Annotated in this window: 16 protein-coding genes; 7 read left to right on the top strand and 9 right to left on the bottom strand. The window is 64.7% G+C overall.

The genetic code is table 11. The features are described from left to right. Positions 1-63: 63 nt before the first annotated feature. Positions 64-1,233, bottom strand: a complete 1,170-nt coding sequence (locus AC1DF4_RS09725; protein WP_476912703.1) for a DUF262 domain-containing protein — start codon at positions 1,231-1,233, stop codon at positions 64-66. Between the two features lie 951 nt (positions 1,234-2,184). On the opposite strand from AC1DF4_RS09725, the gene AC1DF4_RS09720 reads away from it, so the two are divergent. Next, positions 2,185-2,886, top strand: coding sequence for a Fic family protein (locus AC1DF4_RS09720; protein WP_476912702.1), 702 nt, complete (start codon positions 2,185-2,187; stop codon positions 2,884-2,886). Between the two features lie 92 nt (positions 2,887-2,978). Next, positions 2,979-3,314: a GNAT family N-acetyltransferase gene (locus tag AC1DF4_RS09715; RefSeq protein WP_476912701.1), complete on the top strand. Its 336-nt coding sequence runs from the start codon at positions 2,979-2,981 to the stop codon at positions 3,312-3,314. Positions 3,315-3,357: 43 nt separating this feature from the next. On the opposite strand, the gene AC1DF4_RS09710 is transcribed toward AC1DF4_RS09715, so the two are convergent. Continuing rightward, the gene (locus tag AC1DF4_RS09710) at positions 3,358-4,059 is read right to left on the bottom strand and encodes an SCO1664 family protein (RefSeq protein WP_476912700.1); all 702 of its coding nucleotides are present in this window, start codon (positions 4,057-4,059) and stop codon (positions 3,358-3,360) included. A 25-nt stretch (positions 4,060-4,084) separates the two neighbouring features. Next, positions 4,085-4,750 (bottom strand): MSMEG_4193 family putative phosphomutase, encoded by a 666-nt coding sequence (locus AC1DF4_RS09705; protein WP_476912699.1) that lies wholly within the window; start codon positions 4,748-4,750, stop codon positions 4,085-4,087. 92 nt (positions 4,751-4,842) lie between these two features. On the opposite strand from AC1DF4_RS09705, the gene AC1DF4_RS09700 reads away from it, so the two are divergent. After that, entirely contained in the window at positions 4,843-6,231 is a 1,389-nt protein-coding gene (locus AC1DF4_RS09700) for a sigma 54-interacting transcriptional regulator (RefSeq protein ID WP_476912698.1), read from the top strand. Positions 6,232-6,245: 14 nt separating this feature from the next. Then, positions 6,246-8,249 carry a vWA domain-containing protein gene (locus tag AC1DF4_RS09695; RefSeq protein WP_476912697.1) on the top strand — a complete coding sequence of 668 codons (2,004 nt, stop codon included), beginning with the start codon at positions 6,246-6,248 and terminating at the stop codon, positions 8,247-8,249. 90 nt (positions 8,250-8,339) lie between these two features. Here AC1DF4_RS09695 and AC1DF4_RS09690 read toward each other — a convergent pair whose 3' ends face one another. The 6 genes from AC1DF4_RS09690 to AC1DF4_RS09665 form a co-directional block, all read right to left on the bottom strand. Beyond that, positions 8,340-9,413 carry an NADH:flavin oxidoreductase/NADH oxidase gene (locus tag AC1DF4_RS09690; RefSeq protein WP_476912696.1) on the bottom strand — a complete coding sequence of 358 codons (1,074 nt, stop codon included), beginning with the start codon at positions 9,411-9,413 and terminating at the stop codon, positions 8,340-8,342. Between the two features lie 113 nt (positions 9,414-9,526). Continuing rightward, on the bottom strand, positions 9,527-10,726 hold the full coding sequence (locus tag AC1DF4_RS09685) for a M20 family metallopeptidase (protein WP_476912695.1): 1,200 nt from the start codon (positions 10,724-10,726) through the stop codon (positions 9,527-9,529). Continuing rightward, positions 10,723-11,742 (bottom strand): ketopantoate reductase family protein, encoded by a 1,020-nt coding sequence (locus AC1DF4_RS09680; RefSeq protein ID WP_476912694.1) that lies wholly within the window; start codon positions 11,740-11,742, stop codon positions 10,723-10,725. The genes AC1DF4_RS09685 and AC1DF4_RS09680 overlap by 4 nt, the downstream gene beginning before the upstream one ends. After that, positions 11,732-12,550 carry an SDR family NAD(P)-dependent oxidoreductase gene (locus tag AC1DF4_RS09675; RefSeq protein ID WP_476912693.1) on the bottom strand — a complete coding sequence of 273 codons (819 nt, stop codon included), beginning with the start codon at positions 12,548-12,550 and terminating at the stop codon, positions 11,732-11,734. The genes AC1DF4_RS09680 and AC1DF4_RS09675 overlap by 11 nt, the downstream gene beginning before the upstream one ends. Continuing rightward, positions 12,547-13,860, bottom strand: coding sequence for an MFS transporter (locus AC1DF4_RS09670; RefSeq protein ID WP_476912692.1), 1,314 nt, complete (start codon positions 13,858-13,860; stop codon positions 12,547-12,549). The genes AC1DF4_RS09675 and AC1DF4_RS09670 overlap by 4 nt, the downstream gene beginning before the upstream one ends. Further along, positions 13,857-14,777, bottom strand: a complete 921-nt coding sequence (locus tag AC1DF4_RS09665; RefSeq protein ID WP_476912691.1) for a polysaccharide deacetylase family protein — start codon at positions 14,775-14,777, stop codon at positions 13,857-13,859. The genes AC1DF4_RS09670 and AC1DF4_RS09665 overlap by 4 nt, the downstream gene beginning before the upstream one ends. Positions 14,778-15,040: 263 nt before the next feature. Here AC1DF4_RS09665 and AC1DF4_RS09660 point away from each other — a divergent pair, with 263 nt between their 5' ends. The 3 genes from AC1DF4_RS09660 to arr all read left to right on the top strand — a co-directional run bounded on the left by AC1DF4_RS09660 (position 15,041) and on the right by arr (position 17,576). Then, complete coding sequence (locus tag AC1DF4_RS09660) at positions 15,041-16,045, top strand: Lrp/AsnC family transcriptional regulator (protein ID WP_476912690.1); 1,005 nt, start codon at positions 15,041-15,043, stop codon at positions 16,043-16,045. Positions 16,046-16,291: 246 nt separating this feature from the next. Beyond that, entirely contained in the window at positions 16,292-17,110 is an 819-nt protein-coding gene (locus AC1DF4_RS09655; protein WP_476912689.1) for a hypothetical protein, read from the top strand. A gap of 55 nt (positions 17,111-17,165) precedes the next feature. Then, on the top strand, positions 17,166-17,576 hold the full coding sequence (gene arr, locus AC1DF4_RS09650) for an NAD(+)--rifampin ADP-ribosyltransferase (RefSeq protein ID WP_476912688.1): 411 nt from the start codon (positions 17,166-17,168) through the stop codon (positions 17,574-17,576). Positions 17,577-17,603 lie beyond the last annotated feature (27 nt).

Raw genomic sequence — 17,603 nt, 5'->3', positions numbered from 1 at the left:
CAGGATCTTGACCACTTCGCTCCTTGGTGAGGTTTGCCCATGCTTGTCGCTCTACAACTGCTCTCATCGAATGTCGCTTTCGTGTGTGCGACCCAGGACAGATCGCCAATCCGAGCTATCTATGAATTTGAAAGTCAGATCTTGAACTTGGTCCCGGCGGCTGCGTCGAACTTCTTCCATGAGAAGGTGGGATCCGTTGAGGCTCGGCGTATTGAAACGCGCCTCCGAATACAGGTGAAGAACCACATCCCGAGCCAGTACGGAGCTCACGTCAGTAACTCGATAGGAAGCGCGATCATCGTAGAGGGCGACGGCCCCATAGATTGGATCGGAAGAGTCCTCGACCTCTCCTGTCTTAACTGTTCTGCGCTCGGATTCAAACGTCGACAGGAGATTTTGGGGAAGGCCGCGCCCAGTCAGCCGAGGGCTCCAGAAACAGTAGACGAGCCAGGTGAACAAGGTCGCCTTGTTAAACCGAACTCGGTTTTCGCAGGCGTTCACTTGCTCCAGTAGCTCGAAAGCGGCAGCTTCGACGCCAGCGATTGTTTTGGGAGTAAAAACCTCTGAGCGGTAGAACTCTTCGACAACGCCGTTGTTGATGTGTTGACCCAAGTCTCGTCTCTCTACGGCCACGCATGTCCGGGCAATGATGTCGTCATAGGCGAGCCGACCGTTAGAGAACCCTACGGACTCATGCTTGAGGAGGCCATTTTCAGAGAAAAGAACCACGAGTTCCTTCACCTGATCGCGAGCTCGCCCGTGTAGCGCATTTCGTTTCTCGGGGGGAGTCAAGTTGTAGGATTGATTGAGCCGAAAGAATAGTTCGTTAGGTTCCTGAGGTTCAAATTCTTTGAGAGTGACAATAGGTAACGCAAAGCGTTTAACAGCGCGCTGGTGATGATCAGGAAGTTGCGAAAACTTCTTTCCGTGCAGTTGTTTTATGGTCTCGTCCTGAGGCTCGATCGAGCCATCAACGCTGAACTTGCCGAAGAAAAAATCCCGTATGGCTGCTAATCTTTGCTGTCCGTCTAGGACAACTTCCATTCCGTCATCTTTTCGGACTATGTGAATTGCTGGAACGTACCACTTGCGGAGAATTGAGTCGATGAGCCTTTGCCGACGCCGGTTGTCCCAGATCTCTCCGCGCTGAAAATCCGGCTGAAGATCCAGCTCTCCATCAGAGATGCGCCTAACAATCGACTCCAGTTCCAGCTCGGTGCGATCTAACTGCATTCGGTCCTCTTAGGTTATGGGAGCACGCTAACGAAACGGGATCCACTATGGCGGTACAACTCGTGAGGCCTGCTCCTAAGAAACGAATACAGCCCGAGTTCTTCCCTTAAACATAGATCGTCCGACGGGCGATTCCGCAAACCATGCTCCAGAACAACCGAAACCGTCCGTCGACCTCATCCCTTACGGCATTGGCCTCACCGCGATCGGCGCAGCAGAGTTGCGGACCAGCTATCAAGGAAATCGGTTAGACCATCGACGCAGTGGTTGGGGTGTCCAGAAGTCGAGGACAAAGTGAGTGGCCGGCAGAGCTGGCCTTCGGACCTGCGGGTTTCCCGTGCGCACTTATCAGCGCTCGGGCTGATCGATGGCGTCAAGCACCTATGCGTTCGACGTCGCCAGGGTAGCGAAGAGCCGGCGCTTTGCCCGAGATGGCCGCTCGGCGATCTTTGCGGTACGGCGACGTCATAGCCCGAAGCCTCGGGCGAAGAGTGCATGCTTAGGTATATGACGACGACAGAGGCAGTCCTTCGGGATTGGAGATTTGGGCAAACACAAGCGGAGAGAATGTCTGCAGGCATATTGTCGATCGAAGGTTTCTCCGCGGTCGACCCGCAGCATCCGCTTGGTGGCCCGGACGGGATCAAGGATGTTGTTTGCCGTCGCGGAATTACGAACTTCGTGGCCGCAGCCTATTTTCCCCCGACATAGCCTTCCTTTGGGCAGATCAAGAAAAAGTTCACCGACGATCTTGCTGGCGTTGCCCACAACTCCGTCCGAGGTTTCGTCTTCATAGTGAATCAGCCGTTGACCATCGGCCAACGTGGCGAGCTTAGGGCTCTGGCAGGATCTGACACCGAGTCGATGGAGTTGTATCACCTAGAACGACTTCGTGCCGTTCTTGACTCACCTAAGGGGTGCGGAATCCGGCTGGAGTATCTGCGCCTCCCGATGACGCCTGAGGAACAGATCGCTTATTGGAGCAGCGCGAATATTGACGTTGGTAAGAAACTCGATCGCATCGAGGCGCTGCAACTAAGAACTATCCAACAACTCGATTCGAGCACGGATTTGATGCTCAACCGGACCTCGTCGATGTTCATGGACCTGCGCGCAGAATTGTCGTCGACTTCCGGTCCCCAGTTGGGTAGCAACCTTTTGCTGGGTTCCGGTCCCGCTAGCTCTGAAATCGACATTCCAGTATTGCTGTGGCTGCACCGAATCCTGGTTTCCGGCACCGGTATGCCCGATTCACTTGCTGGAGTTCTTCGTAAGATGGCTTTGACGGTGCAATCGCTAGATCCGGCAACGGGTGTCTTTGTCCCTCCGGCACCCGAAGACGTGCCAGAACTTCTCCGTGCGTGGTGTGCCGATTGGCGCGAAGGCTACAACCGGCTCCTGTCACACAACCAGGACGAGAAACTTGATGTCATCACCCGCGCCTACTACGAGTTCCTAAGGATCCATCCGTTCACTGATGGAAATGGAAGGCTAGGACGCATTTTGCTTGATCAGATGCTACGCGAGCTGCTGGGAGTTGCCTTGCCGCCCAGCTTTGCGGAGGCGCGAATTGAACAACAGAATGCCCTTCTGCGGGCCAACTCCGGAGACCTGTCCCCACTGCGCTCGCTGATCGTCGCGGCGCTTTCGTAGCCATGGGGCAGTAGCCAACCCTCATGCGTGAAATCCTGTGAAACGCTGGTCGCGGGCATCCAGGAAGATGGAGGGTCGGGCGGAGGGTTCCCGTGTCGGGTGTCCGGAGAAAGAGAGTCGTGTTTGTGAGTGGCCAGAATCGCGCTACCGGGTGTCGAACGTCGAGTTTCCGGCCCAACGTCTGGTACCGCGGGCCAGTCGCGATCCTCGACGAACTCTACGTCTGTCCAGAGCTGCGCGGTCACCGCCTCGGCAGCGCTCTGTTGGATGCGGCACTCGACTTGGTACGCGACCGGGGCGGCTCGCTCATTGAGATCAACGTGGACGGCGAGGACACTGATGCACGACGCTTCTACGAAGCCCACGGGTTCACAAACACTGAACCCGATCAGACAGTTCCAATGTTTTACTACTACCGAGAACTCTGAAGGCGGTCCCGCCACCCGCCAGCCAGATCGTACGAGCGAGCGCCTAAACCAGCGGCCAGGGGTAGCGCATGCCGGTGCGGTCTACTGGCAGGACCCGTGCGCGGAGCAGGCGCTGGGCGCGGTGCTGCAGGGCGGTGGCCTCGTCGTCGTCGAGGAGCTCGGCCACCTCGGGAGGCGCGGCCTCCGCAAGCGGAGCGATGTCCTCGAGCAAGGCATCGGGGATGGGTTCGCCGGCGAAGTCCCAGATCACCGTGCGGAGCTTGAAGGCTGCCGAGAAGCAGAGCCCGTGGTCGATGCCCCAGATCCGGCCGTCGTCACCGCGGAGCACGTGGCCGCTCTTGCGGTCGGTGTTGTTGGCGACGTAGTCGAACAGGGCGATGCGGGCGAGGTCAGCGTGGGTCTCGGGGGCGTCCTCGAAGAGGGTAAAGTAGTGCTCCTGGAAGTCGCACTCGATGAACCACTGCAGGGACCCGACCCCCAGCGGCGCCTCCTCGCGGATCACTGTTGGCGGGACGAGGCCCCAGCCAAGACATTCGCTGAGCAAGTATGCGGCGCGTTCGCGCTTATAGAGCCCGGGTTCAAAGTCGGACAGCGGACGTTCGCCGGCCTCCGGCTTGTAGACCGCGTACCCCGCCTCCTCGCCGCATGAAACCTGGACCAGGAACGTCTGGTTGCTGCTGCGCGGAATGAGGCCGAACAGTTTGATGTCGCCCTCGATCAGCAGGGTCAGCTCCGGGCCGGGCACGGTCCCTCCCGCCGCGGAAACGCGTTCACCGGGCCCGCAGTCCGCTGAGCGGCTCCGCGGTCGAATTCACCATCAGCACCGCGGGGTCCTGCCCGTCCGTGTAAGAGATGGCCGACACCGAACCCGGGCTGATCACGATCCGCTGGAAGAGGTCCAGCGGCGTGCCCAGGGCGTGGGCTACGGCGGCCTTGATGGGATCGGCGTGGGAAAAGCACACGACGGCGCCCCCGCCGTGGGCTGTTCGCAGCGCCTCGATCGCTCCGACGATCCGCGCCTGCATCTCCGGAAAGCTCTCGCCGCCCGGGAATCGGAAAGCGGACGGGCCGTGTTGGACGGTCTGCCATTCCGGCAGGACGGCCAGCTCGGCGATCGCGGCACCGGTCCAATCGCCGAAATCGCACTCCAGCAGCCCGTCCTCGAGCTTCACATCCAGCCCGGTGCGGGCTGCCGTCGGCTCCGCCGTCTCGCAGGCGCGCTCCAGCGGGGAGGAATAGAGCGCATCGACCGGCAGGCCAGTCAGTCGTTCAGAAACCCGTTCGGCCTGGGCCCGGCCCCGGTCCGACAGGTGCAGTCCCGGCGCCCTACCCGGCAGCACGGTGCCCGTCGTCGGAGTCTCCCCGTGGCGCACCAGAAGCAGGAGCGTGCCCCGCTGTGAGGGCTCCGCTGAAGGTCCAGACGTTGCTGCAGTCATCAGGATCCAGCGTAAGCCGGGCCAAGGCCCAAAGCTCAGGAATCTCAAAGAATCCCTCGATTCCCCGCCCAGCACAGGTCTACGGTGGAGGAGTGAGTGATCGCCCCGATATCTTCACCGTTGGTGAATTGCGTGCCTCCGGCCACGTGCACAAGGATCTGCGCCGCGAAATCCGCGACAACCTGCTCGCCGCGCTCGCCGCCGGCCGCGACCCCTGGCCCGGGATGTACGGCTTCAGCCGCACCGTCCTGCCCCAGCTCGAGCGCGCCCTGCTCGCCGGGCACGACGTTGTCCTCCTCGGCGAACGCGGACAGGGCAAGACCCGGCTCCTGCGCACCCTGGCCGGGCTGCTGGACGAGTGGTCGCCGGTGATCGAGGACTCGGAACTGAACGAACACCCGTACGAACCCATCACGGAGCACTCCCGCGCCCGTGCCCTCACCGAGGGGGACCGGCTGCGGGTGGCGTGGCGCCACCGCTCGGAACGGTACGTCGAGAAGCTCGCGACGCCGGACACCTCCGTCGCCGACCTGATCGGCGACGTCGACCCGATGCGCGTGGCCGAGGGCCGCCGCCTGGGCGACCCGGAAACCATCCACTACGGCCTGGTCCCGCGCTCCAACCGCGGCATCATCGCCATCAACGAACTCCCCGACCTCGCCGAGCGGATCCAGGTCTCCATGCTCAACGTCATGGAGGAACGCGACATCCAGATCCGCGGCTACGTGCTGCGGCTCCCGCTGGACGTCCTGGTGGTCGCGTCCGCCAACCCGGAGGACTACACGAACCGCGGCCGGATCATCACGCCGCTGCGGGACCGCTTCGGCGCCGAAATCCGCACCCACTACCCGATCGAGCTCGACGACGAGGTCGCCGTCATCCGGCAGGAGGGGCACCTGGTGGCCGGCGTCCCGCCCGTCATCCTCGAGATCCTGGCCCGGTACACCCGGGCGCTGCGGCAGTCTCCGGCGGTCAACCAGACCTCCGGGGTGTCCGCGCGGTTCGCCATCGCCGGCGCCGAAACCGTCGCCGCGGCCGCCCTGCGCCGGGCCAGCGTGCGCGGCGAGGACGAGGCCGTCGCCCGGATCATCGACCTGGACGCCGCCGTGGAAGTCCTGGCCGGGAAGATCGAGTTCGAGTCCGGGGAGGAGGGCCGGGAACAGGACATCCTGGACCACCTCCTCCGCGTGGCCACCGCGGAAGCCGTGCGGGCGCACTTCCACGGCATCGACATGGGTGAACTCGTGGCCGCGCTGGACGGCCACACCACGGTGACTACCGGGGAACTGGTGACGGCGCGGGAGTTCCTCGGCAATCTCCCGCCGCTCAACGGATCACGCCTCTACGACGACATCAGTGAGCGCCTTGGCGCGGAAAACGACGGACAGCGCGCCGCCGCCGTCGAACTGGCCCTGGAAGGCCTCTACCTCGCCCGGCGGATCGCCAAGGAGTCCGACGACGAGGCAACCGTTTACGGGTAACCACAGGAGGCCTCATGACCGCACACCACCGGTCCCGCTACAGCCGCTACCGGGGAGGACCGGATCCGCTCGCCCCGCCGGTGGACCTGGCCGAGGCGCTGGACGCCGTCGCCGAGGACGTCATGGCCGGCTACTCGCCCCGGCACGCACTTCAGGAGTACCTGCGGCGCGGCGGCCGCAACCGCGAAGGGCTCGACGACCTCGCCGGCCGCGTCCAGCAGCGGCGCAGCGAACTGCTTGGCCGGCACCGGCTGGACGGCACCCTCAACGAGGTCCAGAAGCTGCTCGACACCGCGGTGCTGGAGGAACGCAAACAGCTGGCCCGCGACGCCATGATGGACAACACGGACCGCGCCTTCCGGGAGATGCAGCTGCAGAACCTGCCCAAATCCACGGCGGCGGCCGTCAACGAGCTCGCCAACTATGACTGGCAGTCCAGCACCGCCCGGGAAGCCTACGAACGGATCAAGGACCTGCTGGGCCGCGAGATCCTGGACCAGCGGTTCGCCGGCATGAAGCAGGCCCTCGAGGGTGCAACGGAGGAGGACCGCGCGGCCGTGGCCGAGATGCTGCAGGACCTCAACGAGCTGCTCGACAAACACCGGCGCGGCGAGGACACGGACGCGGACTTCCAAGAGTTCATGTCCAAGCACGGCCACTTCTTCCCGGAGAACCCGCAGTCGGTCGAGGAGCTGGTGGACGCGCTCGCCCAGCGCGCGGCCGCCGCCCAGCGGCTGCTGCAGTCCATGTCCGCCGAGCAGCGCGAGGAGCTGATGCGGCTCTCCGCCCAGGCGTTCGGCTCGCCGGCGCTTATGGCACAGCTGGGCCAACTCGATGCCACCCTGCAGGCTTTGCGTCCCGGCGAGGACTGGTCCGGCTCCGAACGCTTCGACGGCGAGGAGGGGCTGGGGCTCGGCGACGGCACCGGCGTGCTGCAGGACCTCGCCGAACTGGACGAGCTGGCCGAACAGCTCTCCCAGTCCTACAACGGCTCGCGCCTGGACGACCTGGACCTGGACGCCCTCGCCCGCCAGCTGGGACAGGACGCGGCGGTGTCGGCCCGCACCTTGGCGGAAATCGAACGGGCCATGCACGACGGCGGCTTCCTGCAGCGCGGCGCCGACGGCGACCTCCGGCTCTCCCCCCAGGCCATGCGGCGGCTCGGCCGGTCGCTGCTCCGGGACACCGCCAGGCAGCTCTCCGGCCGGCAGGGCCGCCGGGACACCCGGGTTGCCGGGGCGGCGGGAGAGCAGACCGGCTCCAGCCGGCCGTGGGAGTTCGGGGACGCCGAGGCGTGGGACGTCACGCGGACCATCACCAACGCGATCCGGCGCACGATCGCCGACGGCGGCGACCCGCGCCACGGACTGCGCCTGGCCGTGGACGACATCGAGGTGACGGAGACGGAGGCGCGCACGCAGGCCGCCGTCGCGCTGCTGGTGGATGTGTCCTTTTCGATGGCCGCCCAGGGGCGCTGGGTGCCGATGAAACGCACGGCGCTTGCCCTGCACCACCTCGTTTCCACCAAGTTCCGCGGCGACCGGCTGCAGCTGATCAGCTTCGGCCGCTACGGACGGACCATGGACATCGGCGAGCTCACGGCCCTACCGGCCTTCCGGGAGCAGGGCACCAACCTACACCACGGGCTGCTGCTGGCCGGCCGGTTCTTCCGCCAGCACCCGTCGATGCAGCCCGTCCTGCTGGTGGTGACCGACGGCGAACCCACCGCGCACCTGCTGGCCGACGGCGAATCCTGGTTCGCGTATCCGCCGGACCCGGAGACCATCCGCGTCACCGTCGCCGAGCTGGACCGCCTGGGGCGCACCGGCACGCAGGCCACGTTCTTCCGGCTGGGCGACGACCCGGGCCTGGAACGGTTCGTCCAGCGGATGGCCCGCCGGATTGACGGCCGCGTCGTGGCGCCCGATACCGGGGATCTGGGCGCCGCCGTCGTGGGGGAGTACCTCCGGGCCCACTTCCGCGGCCGCCCCTACGACGACGACGACTGGGCTCGGTAGACGAGCCAGAAGGCGCCGGTGCGTCCAGTAGCGGTGAGGCCTTCGGGCGAGCTTGGTCGGCGTGTCGGCCGTGCGCGTTGCCTGGCGCCGCTACAGCGCGCGGTGGTACTGACTCGGCCAGTATTCCTTCGGCTGGCCGCCAGCCAGCCTAAGCGCATAGTAGGGGTCGCGCAGCAGCGCCCTTCCGACGATCACGGCGTCGACGCTGGATGACTCGAAGACGTTTCGCAGCAGGTCAGGGTCCGCCATTTGGCCTACCGGTGCTACCGCGATTCCGGCGGCTTCCTTCAGCGACTCCGCGAAGTCCAGGTTCAGGCCCTGCCTGTTTGGCGGTGGGGCGTCCACGGCTAGGGCCCCAGATGTCACGTCCAACAGATCGATGCCCAAACTGCCCAGGCGTTGCGCAAACACTTTTGCCTCCTCCAGGGTGATGCCGCCGTCAATCCAGTCCGTAGCGGTTATCCGGACAAATACGGGTTTCTCCGGCGGGAAGGCATCACGCACGGCCTTGGCGACCCGCAATGGGAGCCGCATCCGGTTCTCCAACGATCCGCCGTGCCCGTCCTGACGGTGGTTCGAAATCGGGGACAGGAACTGGTGGAGCAGGTACCCGTGCGCGGCATGGATTTCCACCACGTCATACCCGGCTTCATGGGCGTTGCCCGTGGCGGCGGCGAACGCGTCCACCACGTCGTCGATGTCCGAGGTTGTCATTTCAGCCGGCACGGTTAGCTTGCCGAATGCCCTGGCCGAGGGAGCCAGCGGCACCCAGCCCCCGTCATGGACCGGGACCGCGCTGTTCTGTCCGCTCTGGACCCAGGGCTGCCGGTGTGAGCTCTTCCGGCCCGCGCTGTTGAGCTGCACTGCGGCGACGGATCCGAACTCCTTGATCTGCGCGGCAAGCAGCTTGTGTCCCTCGACCTGCTCGGCGCTCCAGAGGCCGAGGTCGTGTGGCGTCGTCCGGTGCCGGGGCCCGACGGCGGTGGACTCCACCATGATCATTCCCGCGCCGCCGACTGCCCGGGAACCATAGTGCACGCGGTGCCAGCTGGTGGGCACGCCGTCGTGGTCGGCGGAGTACTGGCACATCGGCGACATCCAGATCCGGTTGGCAACTTCGATCCCGCGCAGCTTCAACGGCTCAACAAATCTTCCGCGATCCATTCCGGTCCATTCTCCAAATCCTGAGTTCGGGCCGGCGAGGTTGCCGGCCCGGTGGTGATGCACGACGACGGCGGGCTACGGACCCGCAAGTCCGCCGCCCGCCGTCGGACTTCTTAACCGGCGGTCGCCCCGACGACAGCGCTGAGGGCTCCCTCCGGGGCCTCTGCCAGGGCAGCCAGCAGGCCCGCGGCGAGGCACGTTCGCTCGAGCATGCCGTCGATGCTGATCCATTCGTGCCGGGCGTGTGCGCCGTCGCCCACTGCGCCGAGCCCGTCGAGGACCGGCAGGCCCAGTGCCGCGGCGAAGTTGCCGTCGCTGGCGCCGCCCACCGATGTCTCTGCGAGTGCGAATCCGAGCTGGTCGGCGACGTTTTCGGCTTCGGAAAAGAGCCATGCCGTCTGCTCGGAACGGGACATGACCGGCCTGTTCCAGTCGCCACTGACCCCCAAGGCCGCGTTGGCATTCCGTGCGGTCAGCCCGCCCAGCACCGCGTTGATGCGCTGCACTTCCGTCTCGGAGGAGACCCGGACGTCGATGTCTGCTGTCGCGGAGCCGGCCTTGACGTTCGTCCGGGTGCCTCCCCGCACCAGCCCGACGTTGACGGTGGTCCCTTTTTCGAGGTCCGTTTCAGCGTGGAGTTGCACGATCACTCGGGCGATTTCATCGATGGCGCTGGCGCCCACTTCAGGGTCAAGTCCGGCGTGCGCCTCCTGCCCGGTGGCAGTGACCTGGAAGATGCCGACGCCTTTCCGGGCGGTCTTCAAGGCACCTCCCGCGCTGGCCTCGAACACGAGGACGGCGTCTCCCCGGACCACTTCAGCCTCTATGACGGGCCTCGATGCCGGGCTGCCGACTTCCTCGTCCCCGTTGAGGACCAGCCGCACGTTCGGGCGGGGAAGCCCGAGCTCCTTCGAGGCCTTCAGCGCCCATACCAGCTGCACCAGGCCGCCCTTCATGTCAAAGGCTCCGGGGCCCGTGAACCGGTCCCCCTCGACACTTGCCGGCCAGCCGCGGAGGGTGCCCGCGGACCACACGGTGTCGTAGTGGCACAGGGCGGTGATCCAGCCCGTCGCCCCGTCGTTTGAGGGATAGTCCAGCACCAGGGTGTCGGCCCACTTTCCTCCGTCGACGAGCCGGCGGGAGGCAGGGTCCCCGATCCTGCTTTGCAGCCACTCCTCTACCCAGGCAAGACCCGAGGTGAGCAGCGCCTTGTCATCCGACGGTGTTTCCCGGGAAACGTAGGCGGTCAGGTCTTCGACCATGTCGGACCGTCTGTGGCGAACCCAGTCGGGCGCGTCCTTCAGGGTGCTCATCGGGTGGTGGCCTTCCGGTCGAGGGCGGTGAGATGTTGTTCGTCCATGGCGATTGAACCGGTTTCAAGCTGCCTGATCAGGGAGACGAGTTCCTCCACGAGGTGCAGCGTCAGCCCATGCCTGGCAGCGGTTTCGATCACCGGTTCGTACTGGGTCGGTACTTCCGTGGGGCGCTTCCGGACGGCAATGTCGCGCCAGATCCCGGAGCGTGTCTTGGTCTGGGTCGAGAGCCATTTGATGAGATCGTCCGTGGCCGCGGTGTTGCGGTCGGGGTCGGCGCCGCGCACGTAACTCGCCGGGTCGAAAGCATCGAACCCCTCAAGCCTGATGCCTTCAGCCGCGGCCACGTCAAAGACCTCGGCGGCCAGACCGTTCATGGCCGGCCGGTGCCGGTCAATGAGCTCGCTCATGTCGGCGTCGGCGAGCGCCGTCGCCGTCAGCATCGCCCCAAACCCAAGCTTGGACCACAGGAACCCGGCAACGTTGTCCGTAACCGTAGGCGTGCCCCAGTGGCGGAGGTCGTGGGCCAGTTGCCGGATCCGGTTGCTCGTGCCTCCCGCGTATTCGCCCAGTGCCATGGCTCCGCTGCCGCCGTCCTTGATCACGCCGGGCTCCAGCACATCCGCAAAGAGGTCCACAAAGGCAATGACCGTGCGGTGGTCACCAACGTGTGCGGCGATTGTCGCCTCGTTTAGCCCGTTCTGCATCGAGGCGACGTAGCCGTCTGGGCCGAGCCGCGGGGCAATCCAGGCCGCGGCGCTGTCGGTCGCCTGCGCCTTGACCGCCAGCAGCACACGGCCGAGCTGTTCCGGGGCGTCGTCCAGCCCGAAGACCGGGAGCCTGGACACCAGGACGCCGGCCGGGGTCTGGATCCGGAGTCCGTTCTCCCGTATCGCGGCGACGTGGGCGGCGTCGGCGTCGACCAGTTGGACCGGCACGCCCTGGGCATCGAGGTGCGCGGCCAGGGTTCCCCCGATGGCCCCTGCTCCCACGACTGTGTAAGGACTATCCTGCATGGCTACCTTTCAATTCGTTCTCGCCGGCACGGGTGCCGCCGGCGGCGGTCCAGTGCAGCGGGAGGTCCAGGGCTCCGGTCGCGGAGCCTCCGTCCACTCGCAATGTCTCGCCGGTGATCCATTCGGCTTCGTCCCCTGCGAGCCAGACGACCGCCCGCGCAATATCGTCAGGTTCGCCCCGGCGGCCAAGCGGGTTGCCGGAGACCGCCGCGGCGTATTCCTCCGTGACCGGGTTGATGCTGCTGTTGACAGTGACAAAGCCCGGAGCCACAGCATTGACGCGGATGCCGTACTGGCCGAGCTCGAGAGCCGAGGCCTTGGTGGCCATCTCCAGCGCGGCTTTGGAGGTGGAATACGGTGCCGCGCCCGGACGAGCACGCAGCGCCGCTCCGGAGGAGATGTTCACAACGCTGGCCGGTCTTCCCGCGGCAACGGCCCGCTGGGCCAACGCCACCGTCGCCAGCAGCGGGGCCCTGGTGTTGAGGTTGAGGACTTTGTCCCACGTCGCCGCATCCAGGGACAGGAACGGCGTCGCCGGGTAGACACCTGCCGAGTTGACCAGGACATCCACCGGCGCGAGCGCCCAGGCGTCGGCGACCATCGTCTCGGCGCCAAGTGCCGAGCCAAGATCCACTATCAGCGTCCTGACGGCCTCCGAACCAGCTTCCCGGCAGGCCTCCGCGGCGTCCGCGAGCGGTCCCGGATTGATGTCCACGAGCGTGAGCAGGAAGCCGAGACCCGCGAATCGTTGTGCAACCTGCAGGCCAATCCCGCTGCCTGCGCCTGTGATGACTGCGTGCCGGCTCAATCCAGGTCCTTGCCTTTCGTCTCCGGCATGGTCAGGTAGACCACGACGCCGACCGCTGCGGCCATGGCGCAGTAGAGCCACACGAGATGCCCGAGGCCGTTGGTGTTCATCCAGGTGGTCAGGTACGGTGCGGTCCCGCCGAAGATCGCCACCGCGAGCGCGTACGGCAGGCCGATGCCCGTCGCCCGGACTTCGGCCGGGAACTGCTCGGCCATGATCACGGCACAGTTGGCGGAGTAGCCCAGGAGCAGGATGACACCGATGACCTCAATCAGCAGGAGCATCCAGAAGTTGCCGTTCAGGAGGGCGAAAGCGGGCCAAGAAAACAGCAGGAAGCCGGCGGCGAAGGCCGTCATGGTGGGCTTGCGTCCGATCTTGTCCGAAAGGATTCCAGCGAACGGCAGGAGGACCAGGAACAGTCCGACGGCGATAAAGTTGGCCAGCAGGGCTTGGCTGAGGGGGATACCGGTTGCCACGGCGGCGTACGTGGGCATGTAAGAAACCCACATGTAGTAGAGGAGTGTTCCGGCGATCGTGATGCCGAAGACGCGAAGCGTGGACTTGGGGTGCTTCACGAACATCGTGAAGACGGAGTTGGCGCGCTTTTCGCCGCTGGCTTCACTGCGGGCCTGGGCGTTGACGAATGAGTCCGTCTCTTCCACCGAGGAGCGCAGCCAGAGGCCGACAAGGCCCAACAGCGCGGCAACGATAAAAGCGAGCCGCCAGCCCCAGCTGTCCAGCGCTTCTTTGGACAGGGTTGAAGTGATGATGGCGCCCATCCCAGAGGCGAGGAGCACGCCCGCCCCGACGGAGACCTGCTGCCACGAGCCGGCAAAGGCACGGCGGCGCGGGGCGGCGGATTCAACCAGGAACGCCGAGGACGACCCGAACTCGCCTCCTGCGGAGAATCCCTGGACCATCCGTGCGACCACCAGGATGATCGGGGACAGGATTCCGACCGTTTCATAGGTGGGGGCGAACCCGATGACGGCCGTGGCCCCTGCCATCAGCCCGATCGTCAGCACCAGGCCCTTCTTGCGCCCGTGACGGTCGGCGTAGGCCCCCATGACCGCCGCGCCGACTGGCCTCATCACGAATCCGACCGCAAAAATCGCGAGGGTCGCCAGGAGCGCCGCGATCGGATCACCCTTGGGGAAGAAGTGGTGGGCAAAGATCGACGAAAACGTGGTGTAGACCGCCCAGTCCACCCATTCAACGGCGTTGCCGATGCCGCCGGCGATGATGGCTTTGCGACCCCGGGCGGAGAGTTTGGTGTCGTGGATTGGTTCCAGCGTCGTTAGTTCACTCATGAAATGGCCATCCTGGTGGTGAGTTGGGATGCAACGTGCGTTGCCAGGTCTGCGTGCGTGGTGATCCAGATGTCGTCGTGCGTGCGGATGTGTTCCATCAGTTCGGCAAGCACGAGCATCCGGGAGCGGTGGCCGATGATGTGCGGGTGCATGGTGAGCTGGAATACACCGCCCTCGGCATAAGCGGCGTCGAATTCGTCCTTCCAGATCTGGACGAGCTGACGCGGCGGCATGTGGGGACGGAGCCCGGAGAAGCGGTCCATCATCAGGTATGGGGCGTCGTCGCGGATCCACTCCACCGGAATCTCCACGATTCCGGTCGGCGAGCCGTCGGAGAGCAGTTCGTAGGGTTCGTCGTCCGCCATGAGCGAGGAATCGTAGACAAATCCGAGCTCCCGGATGACGTCCAGGGTCGAATCGGAGAAATCCCAGGACGGCGTCCGGATCCCGACGGGCCGGACTCCCGCCTGGCGGTGAAGCACGTCCGTGGCGCGGCCGAGCAGGTCCAGTTCCTGTTCATGGCTGAGCAGTGTGTTGCGCTCGTGGATCCAGCCGTGCACTGCTACCTCGTGGCCCTGTTCCACGTAGGTGGGGACCTCGTCGGGGCGGAGCAGGGCACAGACCGCGGGAATGTAGAAGGATGCTGGAGCCTCATAGCGGCGCAGCAGCTCGAGGATTCGCGGCACACCAACCCGGGCGCCGTACTCGCCCTGCGCCATCCGCCCCGGTGACGTCTCGCCGTCGCGAAGGGACGGGGTCTCGTGGTCAGAGTCGAAGGACAACAGGACCGCCGCCTTCGCACCACCTTTCCAGCGCCGTGCCGGATCGGGGTGGGCCAGGGCCTGTCCAGCGCGGACCTTTTCCACGTGACCGCGCCATTGAGGCTCGGGCCACTGCCAGGACGGGGCGTCGTTCATCAGCACTCCTTATTGTTCGCGAGGTGCATACGGTTCGGCGGGGACTCGGTCCGCCCCTGCCAAGGAAGCAGTTCCCGGCAAGTGATGCAGCTCTCAATTTTCAAACCTAGGGCAGATCATGCTTTCAGGCAACAGTTTGTGGGAAAATCATTCAAAATTACGCCATCCAACGGTTATTTTCGCACCAATGCGTGGTTTGGGAGGGTACTCTGGACTTACTGCTGCGAGCTGAGACAACGATGGTGGAGGCCGACATTTCTTTCATGGACGAAACGGACTTGGACATTGTCGCTGCCCTCCAAGTGGCCCCTCGGGTCCCGGCGAACACTCTCGGCGAGATCCTGGGGGTCCCTACCAGCACCATCACCCGTCGGCTCAACCGGCTTCAGAATGAACGCCTGATGAAGGTGATCGGCCGCTTCGCGTGGCCCTTGATCCTCTCCGGCAATCCCCAGCAGCTCTGGGTGCGCTGCCTGCCTGGGCAGGCTGCTCAGGTGGCGGAGCAGCTCAAAGCTTTCCCGGAGATCCAGTTCGTGATGACCACGTCAGGGACCTGTGACATCTATGCGGACCTATTCCCATTGCGCGGCTCAGATGTCAATGATCTGCTCAGCAATCGCATTCCGTCCCTCGCTGGGATCAAATCGGTAGAGAGCCGCCTGGTGCTCGATTCTCGCCGCGTTGGCCAGTCGTGGCGGCTGGGGCGGCTGTCGGCGGCGCAGACCGAGGCATTGACAGCGCACATTGTCCCCGTGAACCAGCCGGCCCTGCGCCATATAGAGGAGTTGACCGACGTTGAATTCGGCACGATGTGCGAGCTAGGACGCAACGCCCGGGCTTCAGCTGCGGAAGTGGCCAGAACCCTGGATGTCAGCAGTTCATCGACTTACCGCGCCATTCAGATGCTCCTGGCTACGGGAGCTATTTCTCCGCGTGTCGAAGTGGAACCCACGGCCGTGGGCTTTCCGCTGAGTGCCGTGATCTCCCTGCAGGTCAAGCCCAAGTCGATTGGAACGGTCCTGGACCGGCTCGCCACCCACGACTCCGCGCGCATGGTCTCCATGGTCACCGGCAAGGCGCCCGTGGTTTTTCACGGACTCTTCAGGGGACCCGATGAACTGGCGGAATTCATCACCCGAGACATCGGCGCCCTCCCCGGCATCCAGACCATGGACACCTGCGTCGGGGTCAACGTGCTGCGCCGTTACTGGATGGATCGTGAGAGCGTGTTCATCGGCGAACAGGTGGAGGATTTGCTCCGGAGGTAAGGAAAGGTCCCGATACCCGAGGAAAGGAACGGCGACGTTCACCCTGCAGATTGGTGTCAAGCCCGGGACTCCGGGACATGCAGGCAAGTCTTCGACAACGACCAGCAGGATTCTGGAGCAGGTAGCCCGCGATGGCCAGGGCGGGTACTGACACGCAGCCTTTCACCGCCGGATGCGGGCTGAAGCTTGCTAACGTTTGGGTGGCCCAACTGCGGCCATACTCAAGGTGTTTGGAAGGTAATTCCTATGGCAATTGATCTCGATTGTTCCACCTGCCACACCGACGAACACGTTGTGCTCGCTGAGCGGCTGTCGGGGACGCAGAAGAGGCTTAAATGTGGGCACTGCGGACTAGAGTGGCTGCGTGGCGAGCCGGAGCGGCCAAAGATCCCCCTGCCATCGCTCGAGGACATCAAGAAGCGGTTCCCGAAGCCGGGGGACGTCGATCCCGTCAAGCTCGCACGGGCCAACGAACTCAAGGCTGAGTTTCTCCAGCGGGAGCCCGAGCCTGAGTCGAACGTCGCCCCGTACTGGGCCAAATACCAGCAAGTGTTCAGCGCCGATGGCCTGCCGAAAGCGGACCCTCTGGACCTCAAGGGCTTCGCCAACTCAAATGTCGGCGCCAACCCAGGGAACATGTCCGTCTTCAATGAGGCATGGAACGAAATGGGGGCCGAGGCTGGAGCGGCACAGGTCCGCAAGGCAGTCGAGTATCTGCTTCGCGGCACAGCGCCCGTCGAGCTGGAGGACCGCCTCACCGCCCTCATCAAGGACACCACCCCCTTCGCGATGAAGGGCTTCAAGGAGTCGCTCCTGACGAGGGTCCTGTGCGTCGTCGACCCCGAGAGGTACCTGACGATCCTCATGTATACCGGAGTGGCCGGCAAGCGGGAGATTGCACGCTCGCTCTGGGGTCTCGAACTGCCCGACCCCGAAAAGGTCAACTGGACTATTGGGCGCCTCATCTTGTGGAGCAACGACTTGCTGATTGCCCTTCTCGGCGACGGATTCCGGCATCAGCAGCACGCTGCCGAGTTCCTGTGGTGGGCCAAGGACAAGGCCTAAACGGGGCCGCAACGCCAGCGGCTGCTCGGCGACGTCGTCGGCTTAGGCTGTAACTATGAGCCAACCGCTGGACGAAGGTCCGTTCTTTCACGGCACGAAAGCCAACCTCCGGGACGGTGATCTCCTTCGGGCGGGTTTCAGGTCGAACTACCGTCCCGAAGTAGTGATGAATCACATCTACTTCACCGCTCTTCCGAACGGTGCGGGACTGGCTGCGGAACTCGCGCCGGGGGACGGCGCCCCGCGCGTCTACGCCGTAGAGCCGACCGGGGCGTTCGAGGACGACCCGAACGTGACGGACAAGAAATTTCCCGGCAACCCCACCCGGTCCTATCGCAGCGGTGCCCCGCTCAGGGTCGTCGGCGAAGTCACCGATTGGACACGGCTGGAGCCCGAGGCGCTGCAGGCGTGGAAAGAGCGCCTGGCAGTCCTCCGTGCGGACGAGCGAGGCGAAATCATCAACTGACGAGGATCCCGCTTCGCGGTTCCATGT

The sequence above is a fragment of the Arthrobacter sp. 05N429 genome, assembly GCF_056397045.1.
This window is presented reverse-complemented; position numbering and strand designations above follow the sequence as displayed.

What these genes read in the sequence shown, in the direction of transcription:
- AC1DF4_RS09680 (WP_476912694.1), bottom strand. Translation starts at nt 11,742, where the DNA reads ATGCAGGATAGTCCTTACACAGTCGTGGGAGCAGGGGCCATCGGGGGA.
- AC1DF4_RS09670 (WP_476912692.1), bottom strand. Translation starts at nt 13,860, where the DNA reads ATGAGTGAACTAACGACGCTGGAACCAATCCACGACACCAAACTCTCC.
- AC1DF4_RS09725 (WP_476912703.1), bottom strand. Translation starts at nt 1,233, where the DNA reads ATGCAGTTAGATCGCACCGAGCTGGAACTGGAGTCGATTGTTAGGCGC.
- AC1DF4_RS09660 (WP_476912690.1), top strand. Translation starts at nt 15,041, where the DNA reads ATGGACGAAACGGACTTGGACATTGTCGCTGCCCTCCAAGTGGCCCCT.
- AC1DF4_RS09720 (WP_476912702.1), top strand. Translation starts at nt 2,185, where the DNA reads ATGACGCCTGAGGAACAGATCGCTTATTGGAGCAGCGCGAATATTGAC.
- AC1DF4_RS09695 (WP_476912697.1), top strand. Translation starts at nt 6,246, where the DNA reads ATGACCGCACACCACCGGTCCCGCTACAGCCGCTACCGGGGAGGACCG.
- AC1DF4_RS09655 (WP_476912689.1), top strand. Translation starts at nt 16,292, where the DNA reads ATGGCAATTGATCTCGATTGTTCCACCTGCCACACCGACGAACACGTT.
- arr (WP_476912688.1), top strand. Translation starts at nt 17,166, where the DNA reads ATGAGCCAACCGCTGGACGAAGGTCCGTTCTTTCACGGCACGAAAGCC.
- AC1DF4_RS09665 (WP_476912691.1), bottom strand. Translation starts at nt 14,777, where the DNA reads ATGAACGACGCCCCGTCCTGGCAGTGGCCCGAGCCTCAATGGCGCGGT.
- AC1DF4_RS09685 (WP_476912695.1), bottom strand. Translation starts at nt 10,726, where the DNA reads ATGAGCACCCTGAAGGACGCGCCCGACTGGGTTCGCCACAGACGGTCC.
- AC1DF4_RS09690 (WP_476912696.1), bottom strand. Translation starts at nt 9,413, where the DNA reads ATGGATCGCGGAAGATTTGTTGAGCCGTTGAAGCTGCGCGGGATCGAA.
- AC1DF4_RS09705 (WP_476912699.1), bottom strand. Translation starts at nt 4,750, where the DNA reads ATGACTGCAGCAACGTCTGGACCTTCAGCGGAGCCCTCACAGCGGGGC.